Origin of the sequence: Micromonospora sp. NPDC007220 (assembly GCF_040634035.1) — a bacterium.
GTDB classification, from domain to species: domain Bacteria; phylum Actinomycetota; class Actinomycetes; order Mycobacteriales; family Micromonosporaceae; genus Micromonospora; species Micromonospora reichwaldensis.
Genome location: NZ_JBEYEU010000041.1, coordinates 24829 through 36677 on the forward strand (window position 1 = coordinate 24829; position 11849 = coordinate 36677).

Sequence of the window (11849 nt, forward strand, 5' to 3'; positions counted from 1 at the left end):
CGCTTGTCGATCCGCCCCGCCCCCGTCCAGGTCAGGAAGGAGCCCCGCCGTACCGGCGCCGGGCCGCCCGGCGGCGCCAGAGCAGCGCCGCCCCCAGCAGCGCGACCGCCACCGCCGCGAGCGCGGCCACGGGCCACCGGGCGATCAGCCCGTCCTCGAGCGGGCCGCTGGCCGCGGCCGGGCGCGGATCGACGGTGGCGGCGAGCGCGGGTGGCGAGGGGGTCGCCGAGGCGGTCAGCTCCCCGGGCTCGACCAGCCGGCCGACGGCGGAGCGCCGGGGCAGCGTGAAGCCCCAGTCGAGCAGGGCGGCGCCCTGCTCCCAGCCCCGCGCGGGCTGCGGCTCGGCACCGAGCAACGTGACCACCAGCCGCCGCCCGTTGCGCTGGGCCGCCCCGACGTAGGTGTGCCGGGCCAGGTCGGTGAAGCCGGTCTTGCCGCCGAGCGCACCCGGGTAGCGGTAGATGAGCTGGTTCTCGTTCTGGATCTCGAAACCCTTGGTGCGCTGCGCCGGCTGGGCGGGGATGCGGTGCGTCTCGGTCAGCGCGTACCGGCGGAACGTCGGCTCGGCGAAGCAGGCCCGGGCGACCAGCGCCAGGTCGTACGCGCTGGTGAACTGGCCTCGTCCGTCGAGACCGGAGGGGGTCACCGCGTGGGTCTGGAGGGCGCCGAGGCGGTGCGCCTCCTCGTTCATCGCCCGCACGCCGCCGGCCATTCCGTCCGGCCCGCCGCCGAGCCGGGCCAGCACGTTGGCCGCCTCGTTGCCGGACTGGAGCAGCAGCCCGAGCCAGACGGTCTCGATCCGGTACCGTCCGCCGGCGACCAGCCCGACGGCCGAGGAGCCGGGTTCGATGTCCATGTCCCCGTCGGTGACGGTGACGACCTGCTGCGGGTCGAGCCGGGGCAGCATGGTGGCCGCCAGCAGCAGCTTCTGCACGCTGGCCGGGGTGCCGTACTCGTGCGGGCCGCAGCCGCCCAGCACCTGGCCGGTGTCCAGGTCGGCGACCAGCCACGAGGTCGCGGTGACCGCTGGCGGGCGCGCGGCCCCCGCCGGGACGATCAGACCGGCGGTGTCGAGCGCCTGGCCGCCCACGGCCCGCTCCCCCGGCACGGCCGGCGGCGGTGACGGACGCGGCGGCCGGGACACCTTGGGCGCGGGCGCCTTCGGGCAGGGCGCGGACCCGACGGCCCCGGGCGCGGACGGCGCCACGCCGGGCGGGGAGGGCACTACGCCGGGCGGGGACGCGACGACGCCGGGCGCGGAGGTCGCGGGCGCGACGACGCCGGGCGCCGAAGTCACGGGGGCGACGGGGTTGGCCGGGCCGGCCGCCGCGGGGACGGGAGCACCGGTGCCGAGGAGGACGGCGGTCGCCGTGGCCGCCAGCAGCCGAACCTTCATGCACCGCACCCTAGTCGGCGGAGTTCGGGACGCGGGCGGGGTTCTCCAGGCCCGAGGGCCCGGCACGGGTCGGAGGCGTGGCCGGCTCACCTCCCGCTCGACCGCTTCCGCGGCGCGGACTCACCGGTTCCGGGACCATCGGCCCTGCCGCGGGGCCCGGCCGGAACGGAAGCTGGAGACTGAAAGCGGTAGCCGATCTTCCGGTTTACGTGCCGGGCGGCGTCCCCGCCCCGCGGGCCGCCCGACACCGACGAAGGGACGACCATGGAAGCCCTCTCGCTGACCCACCTCGCCGACGAGCAGCTCGCCGCCGCGCGGGAGGCCGACAGCGGACGCAGCGCACGTTCCCTGCACGCGGTCCGGGACCGCCGCCTGCGGCAGACCCTGCTCGCCCTGCGCGGCGGTCGGTCCCTCGACGAGCACGACAGCCCGGGCGAGGCGACGCTACAGGTGCTCGTGGGGCGGGTGCGCCTGGTGGCCGGGGACGAGTCCTGGGAGGGCGACGCCGGCGACCTCGTGGTCATTCCGCCGCTGCGGCACGCGCTGCACGCCGTCACGGACGCCGCCGTCCTGCTCACCGTGACACCCCGGCCGTGAGCACCGTCCCGGCCCGTCGTCACCGCCCGGCCGGGAGCCTCACCGTGGGCGCCCCCGGCCACGCTCCGGGCCGGGGCCGGTCACCGGGCTGGGTGCCGCCGCAGCACGGCGCGTGGGCGATGCTGCTGCTGCCCTTCCTGGCGGCGCTGACCGTCACCGGCCCGCATCCGCTGCACCTTCCCCTGCTCGGGGCCGCGCTCGCCGGATACCCGCTGTCCTACTTCGGGTTGCAGGCGGTCAAGACCGGGCGGATCCGCCGGGTGCGCCCGCACCTCGTCGGGTACGGGCTCGCCACCGTCGCGCTCGGCACGCCGGTGCTGGTGGCCCGGCCCGCGACGCTCGCCTACGCCCCGATCTTCGTGGCCCTCGCGGCCGTCAACGCCGGCTACGCACGCCGGCGCCGCGACCGGGCGTTCGTCAACGACCTCGCCTTCGTGGCGCAGTGCGGCCTGCTCGGTCTCGTCGTCGCCACGGTCGCCGGGGTGCCGTGGACCAACGTGGCCGGGGTGACGGTCGTGGCACTGGGCTACCTCGTCGGCACCGTCGTGCACGTCAAGACGATGATCCGGGAGCGGGACAGCGTCCGGTACCGGTGGGTGTCGTGGACGTACCACGCCGTCGTCGCGGTCGCCGGGGCGCTCTGGGCGCCGGTGCCGGTCGCCGTGGTCTTCGCGGTGCTGCTGGCCCGGGCGGTGCTGCTCGCCGGGCGTCGGGTCGCGCCGATGCGGGTGGGGCTGGTCGAGACGGCGTGCGCCCTGCTGGTGCTGGCGGCGGTGGCGCTCTGACCCCGGCGGGGGCGGGGCGCTGCCGGGCCACGTCGGCCCGCGTCGACGGGAGGGCTCCCAGAGGGCGGGACGCACCGCGTCGGTTGGCTCACAAGCCGTTGCCTCCGGCAGCGCTCACCGACTAGAACCGGGGAACGTTCGACCGGACCGCCCGGCGACGGTGGCGAGGTGATGGCCGTGGCTCTGATCTCCTACGACGACGCCGACTCAGCGGCCTTCGCCGCGACCCGGGAGCTGCCGCGCAGCGGCCTGGACCGGTGGCGGCACGCGGTGCAGCAACACCTTCGGCCGCGTACCGGCACCACGCTGCTCGACCTCGGGGCCGGCACCGGCGCCTGGGCCGCCGCCTTCACCGAGTGGTTCGGCGCCCGGGTGGTGGGGGTGGAGCCCGCCGGGGCGATGCGCTCCCGCGCCAGCCACCGACCGCTGCTCGCCGGCGACGCGGTCGCGCTGCCGCTGCGCGACTCCGTGGCGGACGGCGCGTGGCTGTCCACGATGGTGCACCACATCCCCGACCTCGACGCGGCGGCGCGGGAGCTGCGCCGGGTGCTCCGCCCGGGCGCGCCCGTGCTGATCCGCTCGCCGTTTCCCGGCCGGCACCAGCGGATCGCGCTGTTCCGCTGGTTCCCGGAGGCGGTCCGCGTCCTCGAGACCTATCCGGACCTGGCGCGGGTGCGCTCCGCGTTCGCCACGGCCGGGTTCACCGTCAGCACCGTCGAGCCCGTCGCGCAGATCACGGCGGCGTCGCTGGCCGAGTGCGCCGCAGGCCTCGACCGCCGGGCCCACACCCCGCTCCAGTTGATCACCGACGAGGAGTACGCCGCGGGGCTGGCCCGGCTCCGGGCCGCGGCCGCCACGGCGACGGGCCCGGTCGTCGACCACCTCGACCTGCTGGTGCTGCGCTGAGTCACCCGGGCAGCGCCGGGTCGCGGTGGCGCAGGTAGTCGTACAGCGCGGCCGAGGCGTGCAGCCGCCGCAGGCTGCGCCGGTGCAGTTCCTGCTCCCGCTTGGCCAGCTCCGCGTGGACCCGCTGGGCACTGCCGGTGGTACGCATCTCGCCGAGCACGGCCGCGACGATGTCGAACGGGTACGCGCCCCGGCGCAGCAGCGCCACGACCTGCGCGGCGCGCAGCTCGGCCGCGTCGTACACCCGGTAACCGGTGCCGCGCTCGCGGACCGGCCGGAGCAGGCCGCGCTGCTCCCACAGCCGTAGCTGCGAGGTGCGGACGCCGACCAGGTCGGCGACCTCGCCGATGCGGGCCCCGCGCCGGGGCGCCGGCAGGACGGCGGCCGGGCTGGTCACCACGGTCTCGAACGCGCCGAGCACCCGCCGGATGTCGGCCCGCTCCCGGTCCAGCTCGGCGTGGCCGGCGTCGAGCGCCGCCAGCGCCGCCGCCAGGTCGCCCCGGTGCACCGCGACCATGACCTCCCGGGTACGCGCCCAGCCGTGCCCCTCGGCCATCCGCCGGACCACCGCCAGCGCCCGCACGTGGTCGACGGTGAAGACGCGGTAGCCGGCGGGGGTGCGCTCGACCGGCGGCAGCACGCCGAGGTCGACGTAGTTGCGCACCTGCTGGACGGAGATGCCCGCGGTCGCCGCGACCTCCGCCCCCCGCCACCGTCCGGCCCGTCGTCCCGCATCCACCACCGGGCCACCCTACCGGTCTACACGTGGTTTGAGACTTTCCCGCCCGCTCCGGGCCGTTGGTGCCGCAGAAGGAGATGAAACCCTCCACGGGAGGTTGAATGAGACGATTGAAGGCGGCCTGGCCCCCGTAGATGTACCCCGGGCGGGACCCCGCCCACGATCTCGCGAAGGGTTCGCATGCAGCAGCCAGCACGGTCCGCCGCCGACAGTCACGACATGATCGAGGTGTGCGGCGCCCGGGAGAACAACCTCGCCTCCGTCTCGGTGGACATCCCCAAGCGCCGGCTGACCGTCTTCACCGGGGTCTCCGGCTCCGGGAAGTCGTCCCTGGTCTTCGGGACCATCGCCGCCGAGTCGCAGCGCCTGATCAACGAGACCTACAGCGCCTTCCTCCAGTCGTTCATGCCGAATGTGAGCCGCCCCGACGTCGACTCGCTGCGCAACCTCAGCGCGGCCATCGTCGTCGACCAGGAGCGGATGGGCGCCAACTCGCGTTCCACCGTCGGCACCGCCACCGACGCGTACGCGATGCTGCGCATCGTCTTCAGCCGGCTCGGCACCCCGCACGTAGGTGGGGCCGGCGCGTTCAGCTTCAACCTCGCCGAGGGCATGTGCCCGACGTGTGAGGGCCTCGGGCGGGTCTCCGACCTCGACGTCGACGAACTCGTCGACGTGGAACGCTCGCTCAACGACGGCGCGATCAAGGTGCCCAACTTCGCCGTCGACTCGTGGTACTGGCAGACCATCGTCCACTCCGGGCTGTTCGACCCCGACACGAAGCTCCAGGACTACACGCCGCAGCAGTGGCAGGACTTCCTCCACAAGCCGTCCACGAAGATCAAGGTGGGCAGCAACAACTGGACGTACGAGGGCCTGGCGGTCAAGGTGCGCCGGCTCTACCTGGCCAAGGACCGCGAGTCGATGCAGGCGCACATCCGGGCGTTCGTCGACCGGGCGGTCACCTTCACCACCTGCGCCGACTGCGGCGGGGCCCGGCTCAACGCGGCGGCACTCTCGTCCCGGATCGATGGGCGCAACATCGCCGAGTGCTCGGCGATGCAGATCAGCGACCTGGCCGGGTTCGTCCGCGCCATCGACGACCCGTCGGTCGCCCCGCTGACCGGCAACCTGCGCGACCTGCTCGACTCGCTGGTCGAGATCGGCCTGGGCTACCTGAGCCTGGATCGCGAGTCCGCCACTCTCTCCGGCGGCGAGGCGCAGCGGGTGAAGATGGTCCGGCACCTCGGCTCCAGCCTCTCCGACGTCACGTACGTCTTCGACGAGCCGACGGTCGGCCTGCACCCGCACGACATCGCGCGGATGAACGACCTGCTGCTGCGCCTGCGCGACAAGGGCAACACGGTGCTGGTCGTCGAGCACAAGCCCGAGACGATTTCCATCGCCGACCACGTGGTCGACCTCGGGCCCGGGGCCGGCACGGCCGGCGGCCGGATCTGCTTCACCGGCGACGTCGCCGGGCTGCGCCGCTCCGACACCCTCACCGGCCGGCACCTCGACCACCGGGTACGCCTGCGTGAGCACGTACGCCGGCCGTCCGGCCAACTGTCGATCCGCAACGCCGACCTGCACAACCTGCGCGACGTCGACGTCGACATCCCGCTCGGGGTGCTGACCGTGGTGACCGGGGTGGCCGGCTCCGGCAAGAGCTCACTGATCCACGGCTCGCTGCACCGCCGCGACGGCGTGGTGGTCGTCGACCAGTCGCCGATCCGGGGTTCCCGGCGCAGCAACCCGGCCACCTACACCGGCCTGCTGGACCCGATCCGCGCCGCCTTCGCCAAGGCCAACGGGGTCAAGGCCGCGCTGTTCAGCGCCAACTCCGAAGGGGCCTGCCCCACCTGCAAGGGCATCGGCCTGGTCTACACCGACCTGGCGATGATGGCCGGCGTCGCCTCGGTCTGCGAGCGGTGCGAGGGGCGGCGCTTCACCGACGAGGTGCTCACCTACCGCCTGCGCGGGAAGAACATCAGCGAGGTGCTCGCGATGCCGGCCACGGAGGCCCGCGACTTCTTCCCCGGCGGGCCCGCCCGGGCGATCCTCGACCGGCTGGTCGACGTCGGGCTCGGCTACCTCACCCTCGGCCAGCCGCTCAACACGCTCTCCGGGGGCGAGCGGCAGCGGCTCAAGCTGGCCATCCGCATGGCCGACAGCGGGAGCACGTACGTCCTGGACGAGCCGACCACCGGCCTGCACCTGGCCGACGTGGACCAACTGCTCGCCCTGCTGGACCGGCTGGTCGACGCCGGCAACACCGTCGTCGTCATCGAGCACCATCAGGCGGTCATGGCGCACGCCGACTGGCTGATCGACCTCGGTCCGGGGGCGGGACACGACGGCGGCCGGATCGTCTTCACCGGTACGCCGGCCGACCTGGTCGCCCACGCCGACACGTTGACCGCCCGTCACCTGCGCGAGTACGTGGGCCGCTGAGCCCTTGGCCGGACGAGGGCGACCCTCCAGACGCCGCACCCGGGCCGGTCACGCCCGGCCCCGGATCGCATCGCCCTCCGGCCCGGATCGCATCGCCCTCGGCCGCCCGGGTCCGCATCCCCCGGTTGCCTGGCCGGGGGCGGTGCCCGGGGGCGCCCGCCGGGCGGTCAGCGTCCCGACACGGGGACCGCCCGGGCGGACGGCGCCGCCAGCCGGCGCGCCCAGCGCCGTAACGGCGACACCGACGCCGCGACCGGAGTGAGCAGCCCGACGATGATCAGCAGGGCGTCGAGGAAGAGTGTGGCGAGTACGACGAGAACGGCCAGCGACGCCACGGTGCGGGCGGTCACCGACGCCGGGCGGGCCGGCGCCCGGTGGGCGCCGTGGTGGCGGACGGGGATGCGGGATGGAGCCATGGTGCCTGGTACCTGCCTCGGAAATCGGGGTGCGGCGCCACTCATACCCCTCGTGAGCTGCACAAACACGTCCGATGACAAGCACCACAGCCCGCCGCGCCCGACTGCCCCGTCGAAGGTAGTCGCCGCTGCGGTGCCCCCGGTGCGGTGCCCGGCTCGGGCGCGGCGCGATGCCGGCCAGGTGCGCGGCTCGACGCAGGGTGCGCGGCTCGGGCGCGGTGCGATGCCGGCCGGGCGCGCGGGTCGGGGCAGGCGCGCGGTGCGTCAGGTGAGGCGGCGCAGCCAGCGACGCTGCCAGGGCGTCTCCACGGCCCGCGGGCGGTAGGTGGCGCGCACCCAGTCCACCGCCTGCTCGGGCGGCAGCCCGTCGAGGATCGCCAGCGCCGCCAGCGCGGTGCCCGTACGCCCGGTGCCGCCCCGGCAGGCCACCTCGACGCGTTCGCCGCCGTGGGCACGGCGCAGCGCCTCGGTCAGCGCGTCGACCGCGTCCGCCCGGTCGACCGGCACCCAGAAGTCGGGCCACCGGATCCGCCGGTGCGGCCAGGCGGGCACCGGCCCGGGGGCCAGCAGCAGGGCGAAGTCGGCGGGCGACGCCGCGTCGGCGATCCGTCGCCCCCGTACCCGCGTCCCACTCGGCAGTACGACGACCCCCACCTGCTCGCCCCACACCCGTACGTCACTCATCCCCCCATCCTCACGTCCACCCCCCTCCCCCGCCGCCCCGCCTCGCCCCCCATCCCGCTGTTGATCATGAAGTTATCGACCGATTCGATCTCCAAAAGCGGCAACAACTTCATGATCAACGGCGGATGGCGGGTGGGGTGGGAGGGGGTCAGGGTGGGGGTGGGGTTTTTGGGCGGGCGCGGAGGTGGGCGCGTTCGCCCTGCCTGCCGAAGAGGCTGAGGAACTCGACCGGCTCGGCGTCGGCCGACCCGAACCAGTGCGGTACGCGGGTGTCGAACTCCGCCGCCTCCCCCGGCGTGAGCACGAGGTCCTGGTCGCCGAGGACGACCCGCAGCCGCCCGTTGAGGACGTAGAGCCACTCGTAGCCCTCGTGGGTCTGCGGATCGGGCTCCGCCCTGCGACCGCCGCCCGGAATCACCAGCTTGTACGCCTGGATGCCGCCGGGCCGGCGGGTCAGGGGCAGCATGGTCATCCCGTGGCGGGTGACCGGGCGCAGGTGGACGCGCGGGTCGCCGGTGGACGGGGCGTCGACGAGTTCGTCGAGCGTGACGCCGTGCGCCCTGGCCAGCGGGAGGAGCAGTTCGAGAGTGGGCCGGCGGGAACCGGACTCCAGCCGGGAGAGCGTGCTCACCGAGATGCCGGTCGCCACCGACAGGTCGGCCAGGGTGGTCTCCCGCTGCCGGCGCAGCGCGCGCAGCCGGGGACCGACCGCGCCGAGCGCCTGGTCCAGGTCGTCGTCCATGCTGCCATCTTGCCACCTTGGCAACAACATTTGCCACCATGGCGGCGGCGATCGCATCGTGGTCGCGGGAGGTGGTCACGGTGACCGATCAGTTGGATGGCAGCTACGACGTGGTGGTGATCGGAGGTGGCGCCGCGGGGTTGAGCGGGGCGCTGACGTTGGCCCGGGTGCGACGGTCGGTGGTGGTGCTCGACTCGGGCACGCCGCGCAACGCCCCGGCCGAGGGCGTGCACGGGCTGCTGGCCCGCGAGGGGATCCGGCCGGCCGAGCTGCTGGAACGCGGCCGGGCGGAGGTACGCGGCTACGGCGGCCGGGTGGTCACCGGCGAGGTCGCCGCCACGAACCGCGACGACGGCAGGTTTACGGTCACGCTGGCCGACGGTCGAACTGTCCGCGCGCGCCGGCTGCTGGTGGCCACCGGGCTGGTGGACGAACTGCCGGACGTCCCAGGGCTGCGGGAGCGCTGGGGCAGGGACGTCCTGCACTGCCCGTACTGCCACGGTTGGGAGGTGCGCGACCGGGCCATCGGCGTGCTGGCCAGCGGGCCGTTCTCGGTGCACCAGGCGCTGCTGTTCCGACAGTTGAGCGCCGACGTCACGTACTTCCAGCACACCATGCCGCCGCTCACCGACGAGCAGGCGGAGCAGCTGGCGGCCCGCGGCATCGGCGTGGTGGGCGGCGAGGTCGCGTCCCTGGAGGTCGTGGAGGACCGCCTCGTGGGCGTACGGCTGGGCGACGGCACTCTCGTGCGCCGGGAGGCCCTGGCCGTCTCGTCGCGGATGGTGGCGCGCGCCGGCTTCCTCGCGGCGCTCGGACTGCGACCCGCGGCACACCCGGCGGGCGTCGGCGAGCACGTCCCCTCCGACGCGACGGGCCGCACCGACGTGCCCGGGGTGTGGGTCGCCGGCAACGTCACCGATCCGGCGGCCCAGGTCGGTGCCGCCGCGGCGGCCGGCGTGGTCGTCGCGGCCCAGATCAACGCCGACCTCGTCGCCGAGGAGACCCGGCGGGCCGTCGCCGCCCACCGCGCCCCGTTCTCCGCGAAGTCGGAGGCGGCACTCTGCGAGCAGGTGGTGGGCGACCGTCGCCACGGCCTCTGACGTCCCGACAGGCATCGGTGGGCGGTCCCGCCGGAAGCGCGGCGGCCCTGGCGGTGCACGGCGACCCAGCCGTAAGGCGGCCCGACGCGGGCGCGGCAGCCCAGCCCGGGAAGCGGCCTGAGCGGGCGGCGGCTCAGCCCGGGAAGCGGGCGCGGCGACTCAGGTGGGAGACGGCTCAGGTGGGAGACGGCTCAGGTGGGAGGCGGACCGACGCGGGCGCGGGCCTTCCTGGCGCACGCGTCGAGCACGAGGCGGGAGTCCAGCCCGAGGCTCTCGATGGCGACCAGCGCGGTGAACGCCGCGTCCGCCAGTTCCGCCGCCACGTCCTCGCGACTGTGCGTGACACCCTTGCGCGGGTTCTGACCGAGCAGACCGATCCAGGCGCTCGCCGCCTCCCCCGCCTCCTCGGTCAGCTTGAGGATCCGGCAGGTCATTTCGGTATGTCCGGTGCCGTTGGCGGCGTCCAACCAGCCGCGCGAGGCCCGGACCGCGTCCCAGATCGACTCGTCCACGCGACCAGTGAACCGGACGGAGGTCACGGTCCGTATCGCGGGACGGTTGGCGGGTAACCGGGTCCGGGTGATAGCAACAGGGACTAGCAGCGCAAGCGAAGGGACGTGTCGTATGCCGGAGACCGTGGAGACGGTGTTCACCAGCGTGGTCGCCCGCAATCCGGGCGAGCCGGAGTTCCACCAAGCGGTACGCGAGGTGCTGGAGAGCATCGGCCCGGCGCTGGCCAGACACCCCGAGTACGCCGAGGCGCGGATCATCGAGCGGATCTGCGAACCGGAGCGGCAGGTCATCTTCCGGGTGCCGTGGGAGGACGACCGCGGTCGGATCCAGGTCAACCGGGGCTTCCGGGTGGAGTTCAACAGCGCCCTCGGCCCGTACAAGGGCGGGCTGCGCTTCCACCCGTCGGTCTACCTCGGGATCGTGAAGTTCCTGGGCTTCGAGCAGATCTTCAAGAACGCGTTGACCGGGCTGTCGATCGGTGGCGGCAAGGGCGGCGCGGACTTCGACCCGAAGGGCCGCTCGGACCGGGAGGTGATGCGGTTCTGTCAGAGCTTCATGACCGAGCTGTACCGGCACATCGGCGCGGACACCGACGTGCCGGCCGGGGACATCGGCGTCGGCGGCCGGGAGATCGGCTACCTGTTCGGCCAGTACAAGCGGATCACCAACCGGTACGAGTCCGGGGTGCTCACCGGCAAGGGCCTGGCGTACGGGGGCGCGCAGGTGCGCCGGGAGGCGACCGGCTACGGGGCGGTCTTCTTCGCCGACGAGATGCTGCGGCAGACCGGCGACAGCCTGGACGGCAAGCGGGTGGTGGTCTCCGGCTCCGGCAACGTGGCGATCTACGCGATCGAGAAGGTGCACCAGCTCGGCGGGCGGGTGGTCGCCTGCTCCGACTCGTCCGGCTACGTCCTCGACGACAAGGGCATCGACCTGGAGCTGCTGCGGGAGCTGAAGGAGCAGCGCCGGGCCCGGCTCGACGACTACGCGCGGCACGTGCCGCACGCGGTGGCGGTCTCCGGCCGTACCGTCTGGGAGGTGCCCTGCGAGCTGGCGCTGCCGTGCGCGACGCAGAACGAGATCGGCGGCGCGGAGGCCGCGGCGCTCGTGGCCGGCGGCTGCGTCGCGGTGGTGGAGGGCGCGAACATGCCCACCACGCCGGAGGCGGTACGCATCCTCGGCCGGGCCGGGGTGCGCTTCGCGCCGGGCAAGGCGGCCAACGCCGGCGGGGTGGCGGTCAGCGCGCTGGAGATGCAGCAGAACGCCAGCCGGGACTCGTGGACGTTCGCCGAGTCGGAGCAGCGGCTGCGCGACATCATGCGCAACATCCACGACCGCTGCTGGAGCACGGCCGAGGAGTACGGGCTGCCCGGGGACTACGTGGCCGGGGCCAACATCGACGGGTTCCGCCGGGTGGCGGAGGCGATGCTGGCCCACGGCCTGATCTGACGGGGCGACCGGTCAGTCGCGACAGCGCCGGGGCGGGGGGGGGGGGGGGCCGGCGGGGGGGCCCCCCG

12 protein-coding genes are annotated in these 11849 nt (G+C 74.4%); 6 read left to right on the forward strand and 6 right to left on the reverse strand.

Annotated elements, in window-relative coordinates; all coding sequences use genetic code 11:
• Nucleotides 1–31 precede the first annotated feature (31 nt).
• Nucleotides 32–1396, reverse strand: a complete 1365-nt coding sequence (locus ABZ573_RS31330; RefSeq protein ID WP_358122670.1) for a D-alanyl-D-alanine carboxypeptidase — start codon at nt 1394–1396, stop codon at nt 32–34.
• Between the two features lie 264 nt (nt 1397–1660).
• On the opposite strand from ABZ573_RS31330, the gene ABZ573_RS31335 reads away from it, so the two are divergent.
• From ABZ573_RS31335 to ABZ573_RS31345, 3 genes are all read left to right on the forward strand, one after another.
• Nucleotides 1661–1993 carry a cupin domain-containing protein gene (locus ABZ573_RS31335; protein ID WP_358122672.1) on the forward strand — a complete coding sequence of 111 codons (333 nt, stop codon included), beginning with the start codon at nt 1661–1663 and terminating at the stop codon, nt 1991–1993.
• Nucleotides 1994–2037: 44 nt separating this feature from the next.
• Complete coding sequence (locus ABZ573_RS31340; protein ID WP_225852325.1) at nt 2038–2778, forward strand: YwiC-like family protein; 741 nt, start codon at nt 2038–2040, stop codon at nt 2776–2778.
• 177 nt (nt 2779–2955) lie between these two features.
• Entirely contained in the window at nt 2956–3684 is a 729-nt protein-coding gene (locus ABZ573_RS31345; RefSeq protein ID WP_358122674.1) for a methyltransferase domain-containing protein, read from the forward strand.
• A gap of 1 nt (nt 3685) precedes the next feature.
• On the opposite strand, the gene ABZ573_RS31350 is transcribed toward ABZ573_RS31345, so the two are convergent.
• Nucleotides 3686–4426: a MerR family transcriptional regulator gene (locus ABZ573_RS31350; RefSeq protein WP_225852326.1), complete on the reverse strand. Its 741-nt coding sequence runs from the start codon at nt 4424–4426 to the stop codon at nt 3686–3688.
• A 177-nt stretch (nt 4427–4603) separates the two neighbouring features.
• Here ABZ573_RS31350 and ABZ573_RS31355 point away from each other — a divergent pair, with 177 nt between their 5' ends.
• On the forward strand, nt 4604–6877 hold the full coding sequence (locus tag ABZ573_RS31355) for an excinuclease ABC subunit UvrA (protein WP_358122677.1): 2274 nt from the start codon (nt 4604–4606) through the stop codon (nt 6875–6877).
• A 167-nt stretch (nt 6878–7044) separates the two neighbouring features.
• Here the strand turns inward: ABZ573_RS31355 and ABZ573_RS31360 are convergent, their stop codons facing one another.
• From ABZ573_RS31360 to ABZ573_RS31370, 3 genes are all read right to left on the reverse strand, one after another.
• A complete protein-coding gene (locus ABZ573_RS31360) occupies nt 7045–7293 on the reverse strand; it encodes a hypothetical protein (RefSeq protein WP_151455819.1) in 249 nt (82 codons plus the stop codon).
• 264 nt (nt 7294–7557) lie between these two features.
• Nucleotides 7558–7977, reverse strand: a complete 420-nt coding sequence (locus tag ABZ573_RS31365; RefSeq protein ID WP_358122679.1) for a protein-tyrosine phosphatase family protein — start codon at nt 7975–7977, stop codon at nt 7558–7560.
• Nucleotides 7978–8125: 148 nt separating this feature from the next.
• Nucleotides 8126–8719 (reverse strand): XRE family transcriptional regulator, encoded by a 594-nt coding sequence (locus ABZ573_RS31370; RefSeq protein WP_327028583.1) that lies wholly within the window; start codon nt 8717–8719, stop codon nt 8126–8128.
• Nucleotides 8720–8799: 80 nt separating this feature from the next.
• Between ABZ573_RS31370 and ABZ573_RS31375 the strand changes: the two genes are divergently transcribed.
• Nucleotides 8800–9819 carry an NAD(P)/FAD-dependent oxidoreductase gene (locus tag ABZ573_RS31375; RefSeq protein ID WP_358122681.1) on the forward strand — a complete coding sequence of 340 codons (1020 nt, stop codon included), beginning with the start codon at nt 8800–8802 and terminating at the stop codon, nt 9817–9819.
• Nucleotides 9820–10010: 191 nt separating this feature from the next.
• Here the strand turns inward: ABZ573_RS31375 and ABZ573_RS31380 are convergent, their stop codons facing one another.
• On the reverse strand, nt 10011–10331 hold the full coding sequence (locus ABZ573_RS31380; protein WP_358122683.1) for a MazG-like family protein: 321 nt from the start codon (nt 10329–10331) through the stop codon (nt 10011–10013).
• Between the two features lie 112 nt (nt 10332–10443).
• Here ABZ573_RS31380 and gdhA point away from each other — a divergent pair, with 112 nt between their 5' ends.
• The gene (gene gdhA, locus ABZ573_RS31385; protein ID WP_132234528.1) at nt 10444–11781 is read left to right on the forward strand and encodes an NADP-specific glutamate dehydrogenase; all 1338 of its coding nucleotides are present in this window, start codon (nt 10444–10446) and stop codon (nt 11779–11781) included.
• Nucleotides 11782–11849: the final 68 nt, after the last annotated feature.